Source organism: Methylobacterium crusticola, assembly GCF_003574465.1.
Classification (GTDB): domain Bacteria; phylum Pseudomonadota; class Alphaproteobacteria; order Rhizobiales; family Beijerinckiaceae; genus Methylobacterium; species Methylobacterium crusticola.
This window is the reverse complement of record NZ_QOWC01000160.1, coordinates 1-19,427: the sequence shown is the minus strand read 5'-3', so window position 1 is coordinate 19,427 and position 19,427 is coordinate 1. Positions and strand designations below refer to the sequence as shown.

Here is a 19,427-nt window from a genome sequence, read left to right as displayed (position 1 = left end):
CTCTGGGGCTGATCGCCAGGAGCCCAGCGCTGTGATGACCAGCACCAAGCTCCTGTTCCTAATCATCTCCCCGTTCGCCTACCTGCATGTCCGGTTCACGGTCTGGCAGGTGCGGCGGGATCTCGACCAGTCCGCCTGGCACCACGAGGTGGCGGAAGCGTATCGCGAGAGAGCGGGTGCGAGGCTCGCCATCATGGAGAGCTGGCAGCAGCCGGCTTGAGCTGCGGTCGTCCGACGCAGGCGGGTTTTTCCAGCCGCGTCGGACAACCCCAAAATCAGGGTCGAGCCGTTACCCACGGCGTTACCCAGCCCGGATTCTTGAGATTTGAAATCTAAGCTAAGTGTATGGTGCCGCTGGGGAGGATTGAACTCCCGACCTCGTCATTACCAATGACGCGCTCTACCACTGAGCTACAACGGCGGGCCGACACGCGGACACCGGGCCCGTCCGGCCCAGGCCGGCGGGTCCGGGGCGGGTGCGCCGAACACGGAGGGGGCATTAGCGGATCGCGGAGGGCATTGCAACCGTTGCGCTGAGGCCAGCAGGGCGATTCAGAGACGGCGCTCCTGCGGGGATGACGGGCTGCGGCGCTGATTCATTCAGGTCCGGAATCCTGATCCTCGAGGGTCTGTCGCCATTGATCTACTCTGCGCCCGCGGACGGCATCCCGCGAGCCTCCAGGGTGTCGGAGCCCAGTTCCCGCATCGGGAGCCGTCCGGGAAACCCGGAGCGGTTCACCGGAACGCAGCGGCGTCGATTCGGCAAGCAGCGTCTTCAGGTCGCTGAAGGTCCAGGCCTTCGCACCGGTCTGGTGACGACAAGGCCATCGTGATGTCCCCACATGGCCTCATGGCCGGAACCGTCGAAGCCTTCGTGCCGCGTCGTGCCTCAGATCTCCCCCACCCAGATGCAGACGACGGTACAACCGTTCGCCCCATCGCGGACGAGGTTCGGAACCGTCGCGCCACAGGCTCGGGAGACGGCCGGGCAGCGCGTTCGGACGACGCAGCCGGAGGGAGGATCAGGCGGGCTTGGAAGGCCGCCCGAGAGGCAGTGCAGCCTCTCCGGAATCAGCGTTCCGCCCATCCGCGCGTCACTTCACGAATGTCTTGGCGAGGCCGGCGCTGCGGTCGACGACGAGCACCACGGCGAGCGTCAGCACGACGAGGAGCACCGAGAGCGCGGCGACGAGCGGGTCGGCCTGCTGCTCGACCCGGTGGTACATCGCGACCGGGAGCGTCGCGATGCGCGGGCCTGTCATGAACAGCGACAGCACCACCTCGTCGAACGACACGAGGAAACAGAGGGCGGCGGTGCCGATGAGCCCTGAGCGCATCATCGGCAGCGTCACGCGGCGGAAGACGGTGAGCGGAGGGGCGCCGAGCGTCGCCGCCGCCTCCTCGACCGCGATGGGCAGGGTCGAGAGCGCCGTCGAGAGCACGCGCAGCGCGTAGGGCAGCGTCACGACGAGGTGGGCCGCGACGAGGCCCGGGAAGGTGGCGAGCAGCCCGAACCGGGCGAAGACGATCAGGATCGCGAGGCCGAGCACGATGGTCGGCAGCAGCAGCGCCGCCGTGAACAGGCTGCCGAGCAGTTCCGCCCCGCGCGGCTTCAGGCGCACCAGCGCGTAGGCCGCGGGCAAGCCGATGGCGAGGCTCAAGGTCGTCACGACGGCGGCCAGTGCCAGGCTCGTCCAGAACGCCCCGACCATGCGCCCGTCGGCGAAGATCGCGCCGTACCACTGGGTGCTCCAGCTCGAGGGCGGGAACGTCATGTAGCGGTCGCCCGAGAACGAGATCGGCACGACGACGACGAGCGGCGCGAGCAGGAACAGGAACATCAGGGCCGCGAGGACCTTGAGCGCCGGGGCGATCGGGCGTTCGTCCATGAGCGGTCCTCAGAGCATCGCGCGAAGCGCGCGGGTGTAGAGGACCAGCGCCGCGCCGAAGACGACGAGCACCAGGATCGAGAGGGTCGCTGCGAGCGGCCAGTTCAGCGTGACGATCGCCTGGTCGTAGATTTCGGTGGCGAGCAGGAAGACGCGCCCGCCGCCGAGGAGCTTCGGCGTGATGAAGGACGAGACCGCCAGCACGAAGCAGAGCAGCGATCCCAGCGCGATGCCGGGCAGGGTGAGGGGCAGCACCACGCGGCGGAATACGGCGCAGGGCGGCGCACCCAGCGTCGCCGCCGCCTCCTCGAGCCGCGGGTCGAGGCGGCCGAAGCCCGCCAGCAGCGCCAGGATCATGTAGGGCATCAGGATCTCGGTGAGCCCGATGATCACGCCGGTGAGGTTGAACATCAGCCGCGTCCGGGACAGGCCGATCGCGGCGAGCGCGTTGTTGACGAGCCCCTGGTCGGCGAGGATCGCGATCCAGCCGTAGGTGCGCACCACCGCCGAGGTCAGGAGCGGCGAGATCACCAGCACCAGCAGCAGCGTGCGCCAGGTCCCGGACGCGCGGTGCAGGTAGAGGGCGATCGGGTAGGAGCACGCGAGCGTCAGGAGCGTGATCGCGAGGCTGACGCCGACGCTGTTGAGGATCAGCGCGAGGTAGAAGCCGTCGCCGAACACCGTCGCCCAGGTGGCGAGCGTATAGACCTCGGCCATCGCGCCGGTCGCCTGCGCCTCGTAGAACGACATGCGCAGGAGGTTGAGGACGGGCGCGAGGAAGCCGAGCGCGTTGACCGCGGCGATGGGCAGGATGAGCAGTGCGACGAGCGGCAGGCCAGGACCGCGCCGCGCGGGTGCCGCTGCGGCCGGCAGGACGGACGTTGCCGCGCTCACCGGGCGCTCGCGTAGACGAACAGGTCCTGCGGGCGCCAGGACAGCATGACGGCGCGGCCCGGCTCGAGCACGCGCTCGCCGCCGCGGGTCGCCGCCTCGACGGAGACGATCTGACCGGCGACGTCGACGTCGTACTGCAGGATGTCGCCGGCGAAGGTGGCTCGGGCGACCGTGCCGGCGACGCCGTGATGCCCCGGCGCGACCACGGCGGCGTCGGCGGCCAGCGCGACGCGGTGGGGCCGGATCATCACCTCGACGGTGCCGGAGATGCCCGAGGGCGCGGCGAGCCGCTGGCCCGCGAGCTCAAGAGCCCCGTCGCGCGCCACGGCCTTGAGCCGGTTGGTCCGACCGACGAAGCCGGCGACGAAGGCGGTTCTCGGATGCTCGTAGAGCTCGACCGGCGTGCCCGTTTGCTCGAGGCGGCCGGCGTTCATCACGGCGACCTTGTCGCACATGGTCAGCGCCTCGCCCTGGTCGTGGGTGACGAAGATCGCCGTGATGCCGAGCCGCCGCTGGATGTCGCGGATCTCGTTGCGCATCTCGTCGCGCAGCTTGGCGTCGAGGTTCGAGAGCGGCTCGTCGAGCAGCAGGATCGAGGGGCGGATGACGAGTGCCCGGGCGAGCGCCACGCGCTGCTGCTGGCCGCCGGAAAGCTGGCCCGGGCGGTGCTCCTCCTTGCCCGTGAGATGCACCAGCGCGATGGCCTCGCGGACCCGCGCCGCGATCTCGCCCCGCGAAACCCTGCGCATCTCCAGGCCGAAGGCGACGTTCTTCGCCACGCTCATGTGCGGGAACAGCGCGTAGCTCTGGAACACCAGGCCCATGTCGCGGCGGTGGGTCGGGACTTCGGTCAGTTCCCGGCCGCCGACCACGATCCGCCCGGCGGTGGCCGGCACGAGGCCGGCGATCATGCGCAGCGAAGTGGTCTTGCCGCAGCCCGAGGGGCCGAGGAAGGCGACGAGCTCGCCCCTCGGCACATCGAGATCGAGACCGTCGACCGCGGCGAACTCGCCGTAGCGCTTCGTGAGTCCGGACAGCGAGAGGTAGCCGGTCCCGGCGGTCATGCGTGCCTCCGGGACCATCAGCGCGAGAGCGGGATCACCTTGCGGCGCCACTGCTCCATGATCGGCTCGCGCACCTTGGCGAGCGCGATCCAATCGACCGGGATGACCTTGTCCATCGACTTCGCCGCCGTGCGGGCGATGGCGGCCTCCGAGATCTGCGCCCTGGCGTTGGTCGGCGAGTAGTACATCACCTCGGTGAACGATTTCTGTACTTCGGCCGAGAGAGCGTAGTCGATGAACTTCGCCGCCGCGTCCTTGCCCGGCCCGTTCGCCACTTGGTTGATGGTGTTCACCTGGAAGACCGAGCCCTCCTGCGGCAGCACCGCCTTGAGCTTGCCCCCAGAAACGCGGGCATTCACCTGAGCGCGGGCGTTCCAGCCGAGGCCGATGTCGGCTTGGCCGGAGACGATGACCGGGTAGATCTCGGGCTTCGGCTCCCAGGTCTGGACGTTCGAGGCGATCTCGCCCGCCGCCGCGATGCCCTTCTCGACGCTCCTCAGGTAGTCGGTACCGCCGCGCGCCCTGTCGAGGATGAGCACGAGGGACAGGCCCTGGATGTCGGGCATGCCGTTGAAGGCGACCTTGCCCTTGTACCGCGGGTCGGCCAGGTCCATCCAGGATCTAGGCTCGGTCTTCACGGCGTCGCTGTTGTAGAGCAACATCAGGTTGTCGAAGGTGACGGCGACGCCGTCGATGCCGGGGATGCGGGTGCTCGGGTAGAGGTCCTTGATGTTCGGGACGCTCGCCTCATCGATCTTGACGAGGAGCCTCTCGTCGGTCGCAGCCTTCGAGACCGACACGTCCATGATCACGACGTCCGCCTGCGGCGCGGCCTTCTGGGCGCGCAGGTTGCCGAGCATCTGCGCCGAGTTCGGCAGGCCGAAGAACTCGACCTTGATGCCGGGATTGGCCTTCATGAAGGGCTCGACGACGGCCGCGGTGTAGCGCTCCTGGAAAAGGCCCGAATAGGCCATGAGCGTCACGGTCTGCTGCGCCAGGGCGTGCGTCGCCGCGATGGCGACGCCGGCGGCGAGCGCGGCGGCGAGCACGGTGGAAGTCTTCATGCGCTGGTCCCCACTGTCGATGATCGCGGGCGGTTCTCCGCCCGTCGTCTGATCGTCAACTCGTCCCGGGACGAGGGCCGTCGGGTCCGGGCCAATTCGGTCTTGCTCGAGCAGCATCCGATCACGCTGCCATCGGCCGCTGCTCCAGGTTTTTGATCCTGCCGCATTGTCTGCGGCGAACCGGTGTCCACTTCGCCGGAGAATGCTCTAGCCCGTCGCGAGCTTGCCCTCGATCATCGCCGTCGCGCCGGAGATGTCGGGTAGCCATTCGCCCCTGCGCAGGCGCGCGAGAAGAAGGAGCTCGTTCTCCTGCATCTCGATCGCGCGGCGGGCGTAGCCCCCCGCGGCGTCGCGCTTGAGCACCACGACGCCGCTCTCGTCGCAGAGCACCGCGTCGCCCGGCTCGACCGTCTGGCCGCCGACGCTCACCGGCACGTTGATCGCGCCCTCGCTGCCGAGGATCTTGGTGGTGATGGGCGATGGGCCCCGGCACCACACCGGCATGCCGGTCCTATGGATCTCGGAGAAGTCGGTGGCCGGGCCGTCGATGACGCCCGCGGCGACCCCGGCGTTCCGCATGGCGTGGGTGACGACGCCGCCCCAGCAGGCGTGCTTGTCGTCGCCGCAGCGGTCGATGACCACGACGTCGCCGGGCCGCACGAGCTTGGTCAGGTAGTGGAGCGCGGCCGAATCCGCGTGCGGGATGCGCAGCGTCACCGCGGTGCCGGCGACGCGCCTGTCCGGCAGCACCGCCCGGATCTCCCGGTCGACGAAGCCCGAATGCAGCACGTGCCCGATGGTCGCGACCTCGCAGCGCTCGAGCAGGGTCTTGAGCTCGGCCGGGATCGCCTCCGGCATGGGGTTGACGATGAACATGGGGGCCTCAGCCGATCACGTGGTGCTGGGCGACGGGAACGGCGGCCCGGACCTTGTCGGTATAGGCGAAGTCGAGCCGGCCGCTCACGGTCCCAACCCCGTCCGAGGCCTGGGCGGTCACGTGGCCCCAGGGGTTCACGATCATCGAGTGGCCGAAGCAGGCGTTGCGGCCGCCCGCGTGGGTGCCGGTCTGGCCGGTGGCGAGGAACCAGGTCTGGGTCTCGCAGGCCCGAGCCCGGGCCAAGAGCTCCCAGTGATCCTTGCCGGTCATCAGGGTGAAGGCGGCGGGCAGCACGATCACGGCGGCGCCGGCGTCGCGCAGCTTGCGAAACAGCTCGGGGAAGCGAATGTCGTAGCAGATCGCGCAGCCGACCTTGACGCCGCCGGAAGCCTCGTAAGTCACGATTCTCTCGCCGCGCGACACCATGTTCGACTCGCGGTAGCTTGCACCGCCGGGCGCGTCGACGTCGAAGAGATGCATCTTGCGGTAATGCGCGAGCTGCCTCCCATCCGGTCCGAAGACGAGCGTGGCGTTGTAGAAATCATTGCCGTCCTGCTCGACGACGCTGCCGGCGTGAATCGTGACCTTGTGCCCTTCCGCGAGCCCCGAGATCAGGCGATAGCTCTCGCCGTTGGGAAAATTTTCTGCGCTCGCCCGCATTGCCTCCGGCGAGGCATCCAGAAAGGCAAAGTACTCCGGCAGCACAATCAGGTCTGCTCGATCTTCCGTTACAACCTTCTCGATCATCTCTCGAGCGGTCCTCAAATTCGCCGCCTTGTCGTTCTGCGAGTTCATCTGGATGAGCGAGACTTTCACCCGGCGCTCCTGTTGTGTGCTGGCACGAGGATCGCCGTGCAGAAAAACATATTGTCGGGAGGCGCACAAACGCGAAAAAATTATCCCGGACCATAAGATTTTCGAATGCTTCCTCCCACCAGAACCTTAGGTCAGCAATCGTCGGTCGATCCGAACTCCGCCGCGACCTCCGCCGCTTTCTCGGCGATGAGGCCCGGCAGCACGTCACCGGGCCTGTCCGCCACGACGGCGTGGAATTGAAGCGGTGGCAGGTGCTCCACGACGTCGAGAACCCGCAATTCCCCGTTCGCCAGGAACTCTCTCACGACGACGTGAGGCAAGATCGCGAGGCCCAGCCCGTCGCGGATGAGGCGGGTGACCGTCGAGAGCGAGTTTGAATTGTAGACGCGCACTGCGTCGCGCCGCCAACCTGCCCTCTCGATGAGCTGGAGGAGCGCCTGATGCGGCAGCGAGCCTCTCGAGTATGCGAAGATGGGGTGAGCGACCACGTCGGCGAGGGTGACACCTTCGGCGGGCAGCGCGAGTCTCGGCGAGGCAATCCAGAGGCAATCGAAGGTGCACAGGTCGATGTTCCGGACGCCCGGCGCGATGACGGGGCCCATCATCAGCCCCACCCCGATCTGCCGGTCGCAAATCTGCCGGGTCAGGTTCAGGCTTGTATCGACGTTAAGTTCGATGGCGATGCGCGGAAAACATTCCTGCACGCGCTCGATCAAGCGCGGTAGCCACGCGTAAACGATCGAGTCGACGACGCCGATCGTAACGCTGCCGGAGAGCGCGGCCGTGTCGCCGATGCTCTGCCGAAACGCGTCGGCGAGGCGAACGATCTCCTCGGCCCGTGAGAGCGCCCTCTCGCCCTGGGGGGTGAGCGCGATGCTGCGCGCGTCACGCTCGAGAAGGCGGACGCCGAGATCGCGTTCCAGGGTGGCGATGCGGTTCGACACCGCGGCCTGGGTCGTTCCCATCCGCTCGGCCGTCAGGGAGAAGCTTCGTAGTTGGGCGACCCAGACGAACGTCTCGAGGAACTTGAGGTTCACGGTCCGGCGGCAACCTTCTTCGACCTGCTGCGATCCTTAGTGTCACGCCCCATCCATGGTCCAGGAGTGCTGCACGGCACCCTCCACAGCTGATTCTCGCGGCGAGAGAGGATCGCCCTTGGATCGTCTGGCAAGGGCTCGGCGGCCGGCATGACAGGCACGCCGACGCGCCACCGCGAGGCTGCGCGCGTCGGCCATTGCCGAGCGTGCGCATGGCTGCCGGGGTCGGACAGATGAAGGGGGTCCCAACGGCGGCATCGGGTTCAGGGCCGGGAGCGTCGACGGTGTCGTGCGGCGTCGTGGTTCAAACCTCTCCTGCCCGGATGCAGGCAACGGCACGCCCGCTCACCCCGTCGCGATCGAGGTTCGGAACCGTCGCGGCACAGGCTGGAAGCGCAGCGGGGCAACGCGTTCGGAAGACGCAACCTGAGGGTGGATCGAGCGGGCTCGGAAGGTCGCCCGAAAGGCTTGTCCGGTCGCGGGTTCCAGCCCGTTTCAGGGTTGGCGTCGCCTCGATCAGGGCACGCGTGTAGGGGTGAGCAGGCCGGTGAAAGAGCGCGTCTGCCGGACCCTCCTCCATGATCGCCCCAGATACATGACGACCAGCCGGTCGGAGAAGTGTCGGACCATGTGCAGATCGTGGCTGATGAACAGGATGGCGAGCCCGAGTTGGCCGCGCAGGTCGGCGAAGAGGTTCACCACTTGCGCCTGGATCGACACGTCGAGCGCCGCGACCGGCTCGTCCGCGACGATGAAATCAGGTCGGGTGGCGAGCGCCCGGGCGATCGCGATACGCTAACGCTGCCCGCCGGAGAACTCGTGCGGGAGGCGGCACGCCTGGTCTGGACGCAGCCCGACCTGCGCGAGCAGCGCCCGGACGTGCGCCGCGCGTGAGGGGGCCCCCGCCGCCCCACGCCGCGCGGTCGCGCCGCCGGTCTCAGACGCGTCGTTGGCATCTTCCTGCAGACCGTCACCGATCTGATCGCCGACGGGACGGCGCGGATCGAGGCTTCCGAACGGGTCCTGGAAGACCATCTGCATGCGCGGCCGAACGGCTCGCAGGGCGCAGGGCGCCATTCCGGTCAGGTCTACGTCTCGAGCTTCGACTTTGCGCAGGCGCGGACGCACGACGGGCGGAGCCTGCGCATCCTGACGCTGATCGACGAGCACAGCCGGGCCTGCCTGGCGCTGAAGGTGGCGCGGCGCATCAGCAGTCTCGGCGTGATCGAGGCGCTGGCCGACGCGATGTGCCTGCACGGCATCCCGGAGCACATCCGCGGCGACAACGGCCCCGGGATGATCGCAAAGGCGCTGCACAGATGGGTCGCCAAGACCGGCTCGCAGATCCAGTACATCGCACCGGGCTCGCCGCGGGAGAACGGGCACTGTGAGAGCTTCAACGGCAAGCTCCGGGACGAGTGCTTGAGGCAGGAAATCTTCTGCTCGCTCAAGGAAGCCCAAATCGTGATCGGTCTTTGGCGAAACACCTACAATCGCGTTCGGCCGCATTCGTCGCCGGGCTACCGGCCACCCGCGCCCGTCACCTTCCCGGATCTGGCCTTCCGGCTACCCATGGCTGATGCCATGCAGTAGCCTCTCATTCCGCCCGGTCCAAAATACCGGTCAGGTCACCACCTCGGCAACTCGACGCCCGCTCATGGCCGGGGACAGCGGCGCGCTCCCCGGCAGGTTTCGCCCTGATCAGAGGCTCGGGTGCAGGTCGCGGACCGGGCTCACGCGCTCCAGCACCGAGGCGGCATGCAGGATCGTCGTCTCCGCCTGCCAGCTACCCACCAGTTGCACGTTGATCGGCAGGCCCTCGCGGCTGGTCCCGAAGCGCATCGACAGCCCGGGCAAGCCCGTCAGGTTCAGGGGAACCGTCGCGCCCTGGAGGTAGGTCAGGTCGACGGTCTCGCCTTTGACGACGAGTTCCTGGATGCCGTGCTTGTGCGCCGGGACCGGCAGCACGGGGGTCAGGAGGACGTCGTAGTCCCGGAAGTAGGCCGCGTAGCCGTCCCGCAGCCGCTCCGCCGCCTGCTCGGCCGCGACGAAGTCCTCCATCGACGTGTCGGGCAGCGACAGCATGGTCCTGGCCATCTTGTAGATCTCGCCGTCGGGACGGCCCGCCGTCGCCTCCCGGAAGGCAGGCTTCATCTCCATGACGTGGAGCTTGTTGAACACGTCGAGGGCGAAGTCGCGCTCCAGCGCCGGGATGTGCCCCTCCTCGACAAGGTGACCCTCGCCCCTGAGGGCCTCGGCCGCCGCCCGGACGGTCTCCGCGACCTCCGTGTCGATGGGCCCGAAGCCCGGCCCGACCATCCAGCCGACGCGAAGCTTGCGGTCCGGCGAGGCGCCCACGCCGGCATCGAACGGCACGGTGCTGGTCGAGAAGGCGTCCAGGCCATCGGGACCGGACAGTTGCGAGAAGGCCAGGGAGAGGTCGCGGATGCTGCGGGCCATCGGGCCGACGTGCCAGAAGCGGCGGGGCGCCCGCGGCCAGATGCCGGTCATCGGCACGCGCCCATGGGTCGCCTTCAGCGAGACGATACCGGTCTGGGCGGCCGGCCCGCGCACCGAGATGGCGAGGTCGGTGCCGAGGCCAAGCGGCGACATGCCCGCCGCGATGGCCGCGGACTCGCCGCCGCTCGAACCGCCCGGCGTACGGTCGAGGTCCCAGGGGTTGTTCGAGCGGCCGGAGAGCAGGTTGTCGCTCTCGATCCAGTACGAGAACTCGGGAAGGTTGGTCTTCGCCAGCAGGATGCCGCCGGCCTTCTTCAGGCGCGCCACGCTGGTCGCGTCGGTGTCCGGCACCCGGCCCTTGAAGATGGGCGAGCCGCGCTGGGTCAGCACGCCGGCGGTGTCGATGGAGTCCTTCACGGTGAAGGGCACGCCGTGCAGGGGCCCGAGCTCCTCGCCCGCCATGACGGCCGCCTCGGCCTGTTTCGCGGCAGCCAGCGCCCCTTGCGCGACGGTGACGATGGCGTTGACCTCGGGGTCGACCGCTTCGATGCGGTCGAGATGCGCCCTCACGACCTCGACGGGCGAGAGCTGCTTGGTGCGGATCAGCTCGGCGAGGGCGGTGGCGTCGGAGAAGGTGATGTCCCGGGTCATGACGGTTTCCCTACCTGTCGTTAGGCAGGACGGAGATAGGCCTGGATTTATCACCCGTCAATCCCTAACTAACACTTGGTAGGTCGATGAGGGCAACAAGGAGGGAGAGGTGAGCGCGAACGCCAAGGAGACGATCCTGGCCGCTGCCAGGAAGACCGCGCAGGCGCACGGCTACGGTGGACTGAGCTACCGCGACCTCGCCGCGGAAGTCGGCATCAAGGCCGCGAGCATCTACCACCACTTCGCCAGCAAGGCGGACCTCGGCGCGGCCGTGGCCAGGCGCTACCGGGAGGATACGGCGGCCGAATTGGATGCGATGCTCGCCGAGACATCGGACCCGGTCCGCTGCCTGCACCTCTACCCCGGGACCTTCCGCAGGTCGCTTGAGGACGGAAACAGGCTCTGCCTCTGCAGCTTCATGTCGGCCGAGTACGCCAACCTGCCGGAAGTCGTGCAGCGGGAGGCCCAGGGCTTCGCCGACGTCAACATCGCGTGGCTCGGCAAGGTGCTGGTCATGGCGGGTGTGGTGGGGCCCGAGGAGAGCGAGGCGCGGGCGCGGGCCATCTTCGCCGCGGTGTCCGGTGCCCAGCTGTTCGCCAGGAGCCGCTCGGACATCACCCTGTTCGACACGCTCATCGAGAGCTACCGCGCCTCGGGCCTCCTGCCGGCGTGAGGCCCGAGGCACCGGCCCGGCGTCCGGGTCAGGCCGCCCGCCTGAGCTTCTCGCGCAGGTCGCTCGGCAGGGAAGCGAGCCACTGCTCCTCCTCGCCCGGCTCCGGCAGCACGTTGCCGAATTCCAGGACGCCGGTGGCCGGGATGTCCGAGATGTAGACCCAGACGTCCTGCTCCGAGATGGCGAGGATCTCGCTCGTCTCCTGCATGATGCGCCGGAGCATCCGGGCCTTCTGTTCCCGGGTCCGTCCCGCCCGGATGTCGGCGCGTACCCAGACGTGGTCGGGCGAGGCGGGCTCGCCGCCGATGAAGATCGAGCCGGGCTCGACCTTGTTGAAGATGACCTGCACGAAGTAGCGCGGGGCGGTCGCTTCGACCGAATGTATGGTGGTGATGCTCTCCACGATCTTCGCGCGTTGGTCGGGCGTGGTGTCCTTCGCGGTCGAGATGGCATAGGTCGGCATGCGCGTTCTCCCTGTCCGGTGGCGCTCGGCGCGCGTCTCGGTGCGCCCACGCTCCCTGGCCGGCCGTCGACCTCCGCGGGATGCGAGGGCCCGCAGGACCTAAGTTGGAGGCCCGTTCGCCGTTGCCCACCCGGCATTCGGTCGACCGGCGGATCGAGCGGGCGATGTCCGTGGTCGTGGGACCGTCCTGCTCGGGGTCGCTACTTCGGGCAGGCAGCCCCGGTGTCGATCCACGCTTGCGTCAGCTCGCCCAGAATGTCCTGCGTCCCGGGAGCCGGTTCCCGGCCCTTGCCGGGATGCCAGCCCCAGCCGACCAGGCCGTCGGTCGCGAGATGCTCATGGATGTCCGCCAGCGAGCTGGGGCCGGTCTCTCGCCCTCAGCCGTTCGCCAGCCGCTCGAGGAGACGCCCGGCCGCCGGCCCGGACGAGGCCGGGTTCTGGCCGGTGATCAGCAAACCGTCGGCCACCACGTACGGCGCCCAGTCATCGGCCTTGGTGAACCTGCCGCCGTTCCGCTTGAGCTCGTCCTCCACTAGGAAGGGGACCACCCGGGTGAGGCCCACGGCCTCCTCCTCGGTGTTCGTGAAGCCCGTGACGTCCCTGCCATCGACGAGCGGCCTCCCGTCCGGGGCCTTCGCGTGGCGCAGCACGCCGGGGGCGTGGCAGACGAGGGTGACGGGCTTGCCGGCTTGGAGGGTGGTCTCGATCAGCCTGACCGAGACGGGGTCCTCCGCGAGGTCCCACAAGGGACCATGGCCTCCCGGATAGAAGACGGCGTCGAAGCCATCGTGGGTCACGCCGTCGAGCCGGACCGTGTCGCCCAGGATCGCGTTGGCCTCGCCGTCCGCCTGGAAGCGGCGGGTCAGGTCCGTCTGGAAGCCCGGCTCGTTGCTCTTGGGGTCGAGCGGCGGCCGGCCACCCTTAGGCGATGCAAGGACCACCTCGGCGCCCGCGTCCTTGAACAGGTAGTAGGGCGCGGCGAGCTCCTCCAGCCAGAAGCCGGTCTTCCGGCCGGTGTCGCCGAGCTGGTCGTGGGAGGTCAGCACCATCAGGATCTTCATCGTCATTCTCCGTTGTCAGGGGGGGTTGTCGCGGGGGACGGCGGCTCGAACAGCCGCGCCTTCGTTCGCCGGCGTGTCAGTTCCGGTGCGAGGGCGTCCCGGCTTCGGTGCGCTCGACGACCGCGTCGTGTGCCGGCCGGGCCTCGGTTCGCCGATGCGGACCATCGACGCGGCGGACCTCCTCGGAACCGGCCATGCGGACGGCGCCGATGGCTTCCAGCGTGATGCGCTCGTCGGCCGAGGCGGCGGAGCCAGCGAACAGGGCTGCCCCGAACTCGGCGAGCAGCAGGTAGGGCATGAGGGCGTGGGTGGGTTGGACGTTCATCGTCACTCTCCTGGTTGAAGGTTTGCAAGTAGACCGGTCGTCTCTAATCGTGGCGAGCGTCGAACCGCGCTCGGCACTGCCGCGCGCGATCAGGTTGTCCTCGGGTTGAGGATGTGCCGCGTGGTGGCCATCGCGGCCTCGAACGGCGCGTCCGTGCGAACGATCTTGGCCATGAGGCTCGCCCCGAGCCACACGTGGTAGAGCGTCTCGGCGGTCGCGCGCGGCTCGCCGTCGACCTCGAGCGAGCCCTCGGCCATGCCCGCCTCGACGGCGCCGGTCACCCTCTCGATGATGCCGGCCGTGCCGCTCTTGAGCGCGAGGCGCATGGGCTCGGACAGATCCGAGACTTCCGCCGCGAGCTTCACCGCGAGGCACTTGCGCTGGTAGTCGATGCTGCCCTGGGTCGCCTGCCACTTGCGCCAGTAGTTCATCAGGCGCTCGGCATGGCTCAGGCCGGCCTCCGCGAGGGTTGCGTCGAGATCGGCGTGGTACTCCTCGAAGTACTCGGCCAGCAACGCTTCGCCGAAGGCCTCCTTCGAGCCGAAGTAGTGGTAGAACGAGCCCTTCGGGACCCCGGCTGCGGCCAGGATCTCGTTGAGGCCGACGCCCGAGAACCCCTTCGCGCCGACGATCCGGTGGGCGGTGTCGAGAATGCCTCGCCGGACGTCGATGCTGCCGTTCGCGTGTGCCATGAGCTACACATAGCTCCAATTAGACCGGTCGTCTAGATCGGCTCGCAGTTTTTCGAGTGTTTCGAGGGATGTGATCATGAACCCGCTCGATGGCCAACACGCCGACGAACCGGCGGCCCTGCTGGCGCGCCCTCCCGGCTCAGGCGACGCACGATGGCGGCCCCGATGCCGCGGGAGCCGCCCGTGACCGGGGCGACCTTGTCGGCGAGAGGCTGTGTCACGGGACCGCTCCTTGAAGGTTCGCTGCGCGGCGTGGACGAGGTGGACGCGGGCGATCAGACGAGGCGGGCGCCGCCATCGACGTGCAGGGTCTCGCCGTTCATGAAGCCGTTGCTCATCAGGAAGACGACGGCCGCGCCGGCCTCGTCGGCCGTGCCGAGACGCCCTTGCGGCAGCTTCTCGGTCAAAGCGGCCACGTAGGCGTCGCGATGGGCGCCGAGCGTGCGGGCCAAGAGCGGCGTGTCGGTGGTGCCTGGCGACAGGGTGTTCACCCGCACTGGAGCCAGCTCCAGCGCGAGGCCGCGGGCGAGCGCCTCCATCGCGGCCGAAGCGGCAGCCAGCACGGCGGTGCCCTGGGCGCTGGGGCGGTCCGCCAGCGCCCCGGAGATGAAGGTGACGGACCCGTCCCGGGCCAGCCGGTCGCCGAGCACGCGGATGGTGTGCACCGCCGCCCAGATCCGCTCGTCGAAGGCCCGCTTCAGGTGGTCGACCTCGGCCTCCAGCACCTTGCCGGCCACAAAGGTGCCGGCGAGCAGGACGAGGTGGTCGACCTGAGGGATGTCGGCGAGCGCCGGCACGATGGTCTCGGGCCGGGTCACGTCGGCGGCGCGCCAGCCGGCGAAACCGTTCTCCGCCGCGACGCGCTCGGCGCCCTCCGCGTTGAAGCCGACGACGATGACGTCGGCACCGGCGTCCCTGGCCTGCCGGGCGGCCGCGAGACCGATGCCCGAAGTGCCGCCGAAGATGACGACGGTACGGTCCTGAAGGGTGCTGCTCATGACGGTGATCCTTCCCGGCGGCGCCGCCGCGGCGCCTGTGGGAGGAAGAATGGATCGGCGCTCAGAGCTTGATAATCGGGTTCGCCTTCGTTTCAATCATGCCGTCATGGAACAGATCGGCCTCGACCGCCTCACCGGCATCATCGCCTTCGCGCGCTCCGCCTCGCTCGGCAGCTACACGGCAGCTGCGCGCTCGCTCGGCATCTCGCCCACGGCGGTCAGCAAGAGCGTGCAGCGGCTGGAGGGGCGGCTCGGCCTGAGCCTGTTCACCCGCACGACGCGCTCGCTGACCCTGACGCCGGAAGGCCGCGACCTGCACGAGCGGGCGCTGCGGCTCCTGCGCGAGGCCGAGGAGATCGAGCAGGCCGCGGTCACGGCACGCTCCGAGCCGGCCGGCACCCTGAAAGTCACGGCGCCCTCCCCGGTCGGCGTCCACCTGCTCGCCCCGGCGCTGCCGCGCTTCCGCGAGCGCTTCCCCAAGCTGAGCGTCGACCTGCGCCTGGGCGACCGCTTCGCGGACCTGATCGAGGAGGGCATCGACGTGGCCATCCGGGTGGGCGATCTCTCCGATTCCCGCCTGATCTCCCGGCGCCTCGCGCCGCACCGCCTCTGTGCCTTCGCCGCGCCGGCCTACCTGGCACGTCGCGGAACCCCGCGTCAGCCGGACGAGCTCGTCCGCCACGATTGCGTGAACTTCCGCTTCCAGAGCACGGGCCAGGCCCTGCGCTGGCCCTTCCGGATCGGGGGGCGCGTCGTGGAGATCACACCGGAGGCCGGCATCGTCACGGACTTCAGCGACGCGGTGGCGGCGGTCCTGGTGGCCGGCGGCGGCATCGGCATCTCGCCGACCTACATCGCCGCCCCCTATGTCGCGCGGGGCGCGCTGGTGCCGGTGCTGCAGGCGTTCGCGGTCGAGCGCTCCGAGATCAGGGCGCTGTGGCCGGAGAGCCGGCGCGGCAACCCGAACGTGAGGGCGTTCCTGGCCTTCATGGACGAGGTGTTCCCATCGCGGGCGCCATGGGACACGTTGATCGCTTCGTTTCCCGGAGACGGGAATGACCTCCCGACGAATGCGAGGCTCGCTGAATGGGCCACAACCTCCTGATGTCGTGGCCACCGCCTTCAGGTCCGCCTTCTCCTCAAGCGGACCTCCGAACCAGCAGGCTGGAAGGTCTGCAAGGGGTCACTTTGAGCCCCTGGGATTGCCCCGGATCGGTGGTTCCTGCTCGCTTTGCGTGGATCAGGCGGTAAGAACCATGCGGCGCTTCAGGAGATCGAGGCCTGCCCGTCCATACCATCGGCACTTGATGAGCTTGAGCCGGTTGATCTGACCTTCGGCCTGGCCGCTGCTCCAGGGCTCTGTCAGGGCGGCGCGGAGGGCAGCGATGTCCCCGTCGAGCCCCGAAGCGAACGTCACGCAGGAGCGTCGCAGGTCCGTGCTTGCGTGATCCAGGCGTCGAGGTCCGCACCGGCGTTCTCGTTCTGATCACCGGCGACGGTCCTGCCCTTCCCGGCGGAGCGCACCAGGGCCGTGAAGCGGCGAGCCAGACCCGTGACCGTCCGCGCGGTGTCATCCTGCTCGACGCGTGTCACCACAGCTGCGTCGCTCGCATCCAGCCCGGGGCAATCCCCCATTTGCGCTGATGATTGGCGGAGACGGAGGGATTCGAACCCTCGAAGCCCCTTTCGGGGCTTGCTCATTTAGCAAACGAGTGCCTTCAGCCGCTCGGCCACGTCTCCGGGTCCGCCCGCTCTAGGAAATCGGCATGATCCGGTCAACCTGTTTCGCGCCGGCGGGTTGACCGGACGCGCGGGGGCGCGGTCAGATGGCGGGCGGGCATTCCTCGGGCGAGAGGTCGGCATGGCGAAAGAGATCTTCGTGTCCTACGGCGTGGACGTCGACGCGGTCGCGGGCTGGCTCGGCTCCTACGGGGGCGAGGACAGCCCGTGCGACATCTCGCGGGGCGTGTTCGCCGGCAGGGTCGGGGCGCCGCGCTTGCTGCGGATGTTCGGGCGCTGGGGAATCGAGACCACCTGGTTCATCCCCGGCCACTCGATCGAGACGTTTCCCGACGAGATGAAGGCCGTCGCCGCCGCGGGCCACGAGATCGGGATGCACGGCTACAGCCACGAGAACCCGATCGCCATGACGCCCGAGCAGGAGGAGGCGATCTTCGACAAGTGCGTCGGGCTGATCGCGGACCTCGCCGGCACGCCGCCCCGGGGCTACGTCGCGCCCTGGTGGGAGTTCGGGCCGAAGACCAACGAGCTGCTCCAGAAGAAGGGCATCCGCTACGACCACTCGCTGATGCACAACGACCACCACCCCTACTACGTGCGGGTCGACGAGGCCTGGGCCAAGATCGACTACGCCCAGCACCCCTCGGCCTGGATGACGCCGTTCCGGCACGGCACCGAGACGCGGCTCATCGAGATCCCGGCCTCCTGGACCCTCGACGACCTGCCGCCGATGATGTTCGTGAAGGCCGCCCCCAACAGCCACGGCTTCGTCAACCCGCGCGACATCGAGGAGATGTGGCGCGACCAGTTCGACTGGGTCTATGCCAACTACGATTACGCGGTCTTCCCCATCACCATCCATCCGGACGTCTCGGGCAAGCCGCACGTCCTGCAGATGCACGAGCGCCTGTTCCAGCACTTCAAGGCCCATGCCGGCGTGCGCTTCGTGACGATGGAGACCATCGCGGAGGATTTCGCCCGGCGCTTCCCGTTCGAGGGCGACGCCCGGCCGGCGTCGTAGGGCGCATGTGCGGGCTCTGCGGCGCCTTCGGGGCGCCCGCGCACTGGAGCGACGGCATCGGCGCCCGCCGCCCGCCCCAGGCCGAGCGGCAGGCGCGGGCGGCGCTGGCGAACCGGGTGCTCGGCCTCTACGGCCTCAGGCTGTCGGGCTGGGCCGACCGCTACACGCTCGCCGGCCGCACCGGACGCACCGCCGTGGTCGACCATCTCGGCGGCCTCTGGCCCGCCGCCGAGCGCCTGAGCGGGCGCCTCTGCGACCCCCTCGACCCGGACACGATCGCGGCGGTCGAGGCGACCGGGGCGCTCGCGGCGCCCGAGGCGCCCGCCCCGGGCGGCGCCCGGGAGGGGACGTGACGGCGCCGACGCCCGTCACCCTGCTCACGGGGTTCCTCGGCGCCGGCAAGACGACGCTGCTCGCCCGGCTCCTCGCCTGGCCCGCCCTGCGGGACACGGCCGTGCTGATCAACGAGTTCGGCGAGGTCGGGCTCGATCACCTGCTCGTCGCGCCGCTCGTCGGCGAGGTGGCGCTCCTGCGCGGCGGATGCGTCTGCTGCAGCATCCGGGGCGACCTCAAGGCGGCGCTGGTCGACCTGCACGACCGCCGCCGCCGCGGCCTGGTGCCGCCGTTCCGGCGCGTGGTGCTCGAGACGACGGGCCTCGCCGACCCGGGCCCGGCGGTCGCGACGCTGGTGGCCGATCCGATGCTGCGGCACGCCTTCGCGCCCGGCGCTGTCGTCACGGTGGTGGACGCCGTGAACGGGGCCCGCACCCTCGACACCTCCGCGGAGGCCGTGCGGCAGGTCGCGGCGGCGGACCGGCTGGTCCTGTCGAAGACCGACCTCGCCCCGGCCGACGCGGCGGCGGCCCTCGTCGCCCGCCTGGCCGGCCTCAACCCGCTGGCGTCCTGCCTGCCCCTGACCCTCGCGGACGTGCCGGAGGCCGCCCTCCTCACCGACGACCCGCGCACCCGCGCCGCCGAGGCGGCGCGCTGGCTCTGCGCCGCGGTGCCGGACGCCCCCCACGGGGCGGTCCGGGCCGTGCTGATCGAGAGCGGCCCGGTCGACTGGACCCGCTTCGGGCTCTGGCTCGGCATGCTGCTCAACCGCCACGGCGACCGCATCCTGCGGCTCAAGGGGCTGGTGGCGGTCGCCGGCGTGGCGACCCCGGTGGTGGTCCAGGGCGTGCAGCACCTGATCCACCCGCCCCGGCACCTCGACGCCTGGCCCGACGGCGCGGCCCGGACCCGCCTGATGCTGATCGCCCGCGACGTCGACCCGGCGCTGCTGCGGCGCTCCTACGCCGCCTTCACGGGGCTGCCCGGCGCCGGCACGGGCGCGCCTGCCGCCGGGGCGGGGGCCGGCCTCCCCGCCCCAGCGGGCGCGCCGCCCGGCGCCGCATCAGCCGATCGTTAACGGACCCGGCCTCACAACCCGTCCGGTCTCGCGGACGGAGTTGGACGGGTGAACGCACTGGTGCCGAAGGAACTCGCCGCGAAGCTGAGCCGCCTGCCCCGCCGCCCGTGCGCCCTCGGCGAGGCCGGCCACGAGCCGCACCGTCCGGTCTTCGCCGAGATCCTCGACCGGTCCGGCCACGGCACCGGGCACTTCCTCCGCCTGCCCCAGAGCGTGGTGGAGATGCTCACCCGGGAGGCGCGGGGCTCCGCCCCGGGGCCGGCCGCGCCGCCCCCGGCCCCGCCGCCCGAG

Annotated in this window: 23 protein-coding genes, 2 tRNA genes and 2 pseudogenes; 9 read left to right on the top strand and 18 right to left on the bottom strand. The window is 69.7% G+C overall.

Annotated elements, in window-relative coordinates:
• Positions 1 to 34 precede the first annotated feature (34 nt).
• Positions 35 to 220, top strand: a complete 186-nt coding sequence (locus DT057_RS27755) for a hypothetical protein (protein WP_128565322.1) — start codon at positions 35 to 37, stop codon at positions 218 to 220.
• A 126-nt stretch (positions 221 to 346) separates the two neighbouring features.
• On the opposite strand, the gene DT057_RS27750 is transcribed toward DT057_RS27755, so the two are convergent.
• The 9 genes from DT057_RS27750 to DT057_RS37570 form a co-directional block, all read right to left on the bottom strand.
• A tRNA-Thr gene (locus DT057_RS27750) sits at positions 347 to 421 on the bottom strand.
• A 673-nt stretch (positions 422 to 1,094) separates the two neighbouring features.
• A complete protein-coding gene (locus tag DT057_RS27745; RefSeq protein ID WP_128565321.1) occupies positions 1,095 to 1,889 on the bottom strand; it encodes an ABC transporter permease in 795 nt (264 codons plus the stop codon).
• 9 nt (positions 1,890 to 1,898) lie between these two features.
• On the bottom strand, positions 1,899 to 2,783 hold the full coding sequence (locus DT057_RS27740) for an ABC transporter permease (protein WP_238313819.1): 885 nt from the start codon (positions 2,781 to 2,783) through the stop codon (positions 1,899 to 1,901).
• On the bottom strand, positions 2,780 to 3,847 hold the full coding sequence (locus DT057_RS27735) for an ABC transporter ATP-binding protein (RefSeq protein ID WP_128565320.1): 1,068 nt from the start codon (positions 3,845 to 3,847) through the stop codon (positions 2,780 to 2,782). The genes DT057_RS27740 and DT057_RS27735 overlap by 4 nt, the downstream gene beginning before the upstream one ends.
• A gap of 17 nt (positions 3,848 to 3,864) precedes the next feature.
• A complete protein-coding gene (locus DT057_RS27730; RefSeq protein ID WP_128565319.1) occupies positions 3,865 to 4,911 on the bottom strand; it encodes an ABC transporter substrate-binding protein in 1,047 nt (348 codons plus the stop codon).
• Between the two features lie 207 nt (positions 4,912 to 5,118).
• Positions 5,119 to 5,787: an RraA family protein gene (locus DT057_RS27725; RefSeq protein ID WP_128565318.1), complete on the bottom strand. Its 669-nt coding sequence runs from the start codon at positions 5,785 to 5,787 to the stop codon at positions 5,119 to 5,121.
• 7 nt (positions 5,788 to 5,794) lie between these two features.
• Positions 5,795 to 6,604: a carbon-nitrogen hydrolase family protein gene (locus DT057_RS27720; RefSeq protein ID WP_128565317.1), complete on the bottom strand. Its 810-nt coding sequence runs from the start codon at positions 6,602 to 6,604 to the stop codon at positions 5,795 to 5,797.
• A gap of 131 nt (positions 6,605 to 6,735) precedes the next feature.
• Positions 6,736 to 7,641 carry a LysR family transcriptional regulator gene (locus DT057_RS27715; protein WP_128565316.1) on the bottom strand — a complete coding sequence of 302 codons (906 nt, stop codon included), beginning with the start codon at positions 7,639 to 7,641 and terminating at the stop codon, positions 6,736 to 6,738.
• A 304-nt stretch (positions 7,642 to 7,945) separates the two neighbouring features.
• Positions 7,946 to 8,221, bottom strand: coding sequence for an oligopeptide/dipeptide ABC transporter ATP-binding protein (locus DT057_RS37570; protein WP_203236393.1), 276 nt, complete (start codon positions 8,219 to 8,221; stop codon positions 7,946 to 7,948).
• A gap of 50 nt (positions 8,222 to 8,271) precedes the next feature.
• On the opposite strand from DT057_RS37570, the gene DT057_RS36230 reads away from it, so the two are divergent.
• Positions 8,272 to 8,535 (top strand): hypothetical protein, encoded by a 264-nt coding sequence (locus DT057_RS36230; protein WP_203236392.1) that lies wholly within the window; start codon positions 8,272 to 8,274, stop codon positions 8,533 to 8,535.
• 195 nt (positions 8,536 to 8,730) lie between these two features.
• Positions 8,731 to 9,234: pseudogene (locus DT057_RS27705) on the top strand (integrase core domain-containing protein); the annotation flags it as partial.
• Between the two features lie 108 nt (positions 9,235 to 9,342).
• Here the strand turns inward: DT057_RS27705 and DT057_RS27700 are convergent.
• Positions 9,343 to 10,752, bottom strand: a complete 1,410-nt coding sequence (locus tag DT057_RS27700; protein ID WP_128565315.1) for an amidase — start codon at positions 10,750 to 10,752, stop codon at positions 9,343 to 9,345.
• 109 nt (positions 10,753 to 10,861) lie between these two features.
• Between DT057_RS27700 and DT057_RS27695 the strand changes: the two genes are divergently transcribed.
• Positions 10,862 to 11,425, top strand: a complete 564-nt coding sequence (locus DT057_RS27695; protein WP_128565314.1) for a TetR/AcrR family transcriptional regulator — start codon at positions 10,862 to 10,864, stop codon at positions 11,423 to 11,425.
• A gap of 28 nt (positions 11,426 to 11,453) precedes the next feature.
• Here DT057_RS27695 and DT057_RS27690 read toward each other — a convergent pair whose 3' ends face one another.
• The 6 genes and pseudogenes from DT057_RS27690 to DT057_RS27660 all read right to left on the bottom strand — a co-directional run bounded on the left by DT057_RS27690 (position 11,454) and on the right by DT057_RS27660 (position 14,964).
• Positions 11,454 to 11,888 (bottom strand): tautomerase family protein, encoded by a 435-nt coding sequence (locus DT057_RS27690; protein ID WP_128565313.1) that lies wholly within the window; start codon positions 11,886 to 11,888, stop codon positions 11,454 to 11,456.
• Positions 11,889 to 12,265: 377 nt separating this feature from the next.
• Positions 12,266 to 12,949 (bottom strand): type 1 glutamine amidotransferase domain-containing protein, encoded by a 684-nt coding sequence (locus tag DT057_RS27680; protein ID WP_128565312.1) that lies wholly within the window; start codon positions 12,947 to 12,949, stop codon positions 12,266 to 12,268.
• A 76-nt stretch (positions 12,950 to 13,025) separates the two neighbouring features.
• Positions 13,026 to 13,274: a hypothetical protein gene (locus DT057_RS27675; RefSeq protein WP_128565311.1), complete on the bottom strand. Its 249-nt coding sequence runs from the start codon at positions 13,272 to 13,274 to the stop codon at positions 13,026 to 13,028.
• 89 nt (positions 13,275 to 13,363) lie between these two features.
• On the bottom strand, positions 13,364 to 13,966 hold the full coding sequence (locus DT057_RS27670) for a TetR/AcrR family transcriptional regulator (RefSeq protein ID WP_128565310.1): 603 nt from the start codon (positions 13,964 to 13,966) through the stop codon (positions 13,364 to 13,366).
• A 125-nt stretch (positions 13,967 to 14,091) separates the two neighbouring features.
• Positions 14,092 to 14,187, bottom strand: a pseudogene (locus tag DT057_RS36950) (oxidoreductase); the annotation flags it as partial.
• Between the two features lie 54 nt (positions 14,188 to 14,241).
• Entirely contained in the window at positions 14,242 to 14,964 is a 723-nt protein-coding gene (locus tag DT057_RS27660; protein WP_128565309.1) for an SDR family oxidoreductase, read from the bottom strand.
• A gap of 106 nt (positions 14,965 to 15,070) precedes the next feature.
• On the opposite strand from DT057_RS27660, the gene DT057_RS27655 reads away from it, so the two are divergent.
• Positions 15,071 to 16,069, top strand: a complete 999-nt coding sequence (locus DT057_RS27655; RefSeq protein WP_128565308.1) for a LysR family transcriptional regulator — start codon at positions 15,071 to 15,073, stop codon at positions 16,067 to 16,069.
• Positions 16,070 to 16,204: 135 nt separating this feature from the next.
• Here the strand turns inward: DT057_RS27655 and DT057_RS27650 are convergent, their stop codons facing one another.
• Positions 16,205 to 16,381 (bottom strand): transposase, encoded by a 177-nt coding sequence (locus DT057_RS27650; protein ID WP_128565307.1) that lies wholly within the window; start codon positions 16,379 to 16,381, stop codon positions 16,205 to 16,207.
• Positions 16,382 to 16,612: 231 nt separating this feature from the next.
• Positions 16,613 to 16,704: transfer RNA gene (locus DT057_RS27645), tRNA-Ser, on the bottom strand.
• Positions 16,705 to 16,825: 121 nt separating this feature from the next.
• Here DT057_RS27645 and DT057_RS27640 point away from each other — a divergent pair.
• From DT057_RS27640 to DT057_RS27625, 4 genes are all read left to right on the top strand, one after another.
• Positions 16,826 to 17,725, top strand: a complete 900-nt coding sequence (locus DT057_RS27640; protein WP_128565306.1) for a polysaccharide deacetylase family protein — start codon at positions 16,826 to 16,828, stop codon at positions 17,723 to 17,725.
• Positions 17,726 to 17,730: 5 nt separating this feature from the next.
• Complete coding sequence (locus DT057_RS27635) at positions 17,731 to 18,078, top strand: hypothetical protein (RefSeq protein ID WP_128565305.1); 348 nt, start codon at positions 17,731 to 17,733, stop codon at positions 18,076 to 18,078.
• Positions 18,075 to 19,136 carry a CobW family GTP-binding protein gene (locus DT057_RS27630; RefSeq protein WP_128565304.1) on the top strand — a complete coding sequence of 354 codons (1,062 nt, stop codon included), beginning with the start codon at positions 18,075 to 18,077 and terminating at the stop codon, positions 19,134 to 19,136. Before DT057_RS27635 ends, DT057_RS27630 begins: the two co-directional genes overlap by 4 nt.
• 48 nt (positions 19,137 to 19,184) lie before the next feature.
• A partial coding sequence (locus DT057_RS27625; RefSeq protein WP_128565303.1) for a hypothetical protein occupies positions 19,185 to 19,427 on the top strand: 243 nt, incomplete at its 3' end.

Bases quoted from the DNA above. Each gene is read 5' to 3' on its own strand.
- DT057_RS27755 (WP_128565322.1), top strand. From the start codon at position 35: ATGACCAGCACCAAGCTCCTGTTCCTAATCATCTCCCCGTTCGCCTAC.
- DT057_RS27745 (WP_128565321.1), bottom strand. From the start codon at position 1,889: ATGGACGAACGCCCGATCGCCCCGGCGCTCAAGGTCCTCGCGGCCCTG.
- DT057_RS27735 (WP_128565320.1), bottom strand. From the start codon at position 3,847: ATGACCGCCGGGACCGGCTACCTCTCGCTGTCCGGACTCACGAAGCGC.
- DT057_RS27730 (WP_128565319.1), bottom strand. From the start codon at position 4,911: ATGAAGACTTCCACCGTGCTCGCCGCCGCGCTCGCCGCCGGCGTCGCC.
- DT057_RS27725 (WP_128565318.1), bottom strand. From the start codon at position 5,787: ATGTTCATCGTCAACCCCATGCCGGAGGCGATCCCGGCCGAGCTCAAG.
- DT057_RS37570 (WP_203236393.1), bottom strand. From the start codon at position 8,221: ATGGAGGAGGGTCCGGCAGACGCGCTCTTTCACCGGCCTGCTCACCCC.
- DT057_RS27700 (WP_128565315.1), bottom strand. From the start codon at position 10,752: ATGACCCGGGACATCACCTTCTCCGACGCCACCGCCCTCGCCGAGCTG.
- DT057_RS27690 (WP_128565313.1), bottom strand. From the start codon at position 11,888: ATGCCGACCTATGCCATCTCGACCGCGAAGGACACCACGCCCGACCAA.
- DT057_RS27680 (WP_128565312.1), bottom strand. From the start codon at position 12,949: ATGAAGATCCTGATGGTGCTGACCTCCCACGACCAGCTCGGCGACACC.
- DT057_RS27675 (WP_128565311.1), bottom strand. From the start codon at position 13,274: ATGAACGTCCAACCCACCCACGCCCTCATGCCCTACCTGCTGCTCGCC.
- DT057_RS27670 (WP_128565310.1), bottom strand. From the start codon at position 13,966: ATGGCACACGCGAACGGCAGCATCGACGTCCGGCGAGGCATTCTCGAC.
- DT057_RS27660 (WP_128565309.1), bottom strand. From the start codon at position 14,964: ATGAGCAGCACCCTTCAGGACCGTACCGTCGTCATCTTCGGCGGCACT.
- DT057_RS27655 (WP_128565308.1), top strand. From the start codon at position 15,071: ATGGAACAGATCGGCCTCGACCGCCTCACCGGCATCATCGCCTTCGCG.
- DT057_RS27640 (WP_128565306.1), top strand. From the start codon at position 16,826: ATGGCGAAAGAGATCTTCGTGTCCTACGGCGTGGACGTCGACGCGGTC.
- DT057_RS27635 (WP_128565305.1), top strand. From the start codon at position 17,731: ATGTGCGGGCTCTGCGGCGCCTTCGGGGCGCCCGCGCACTGGAGCGAC.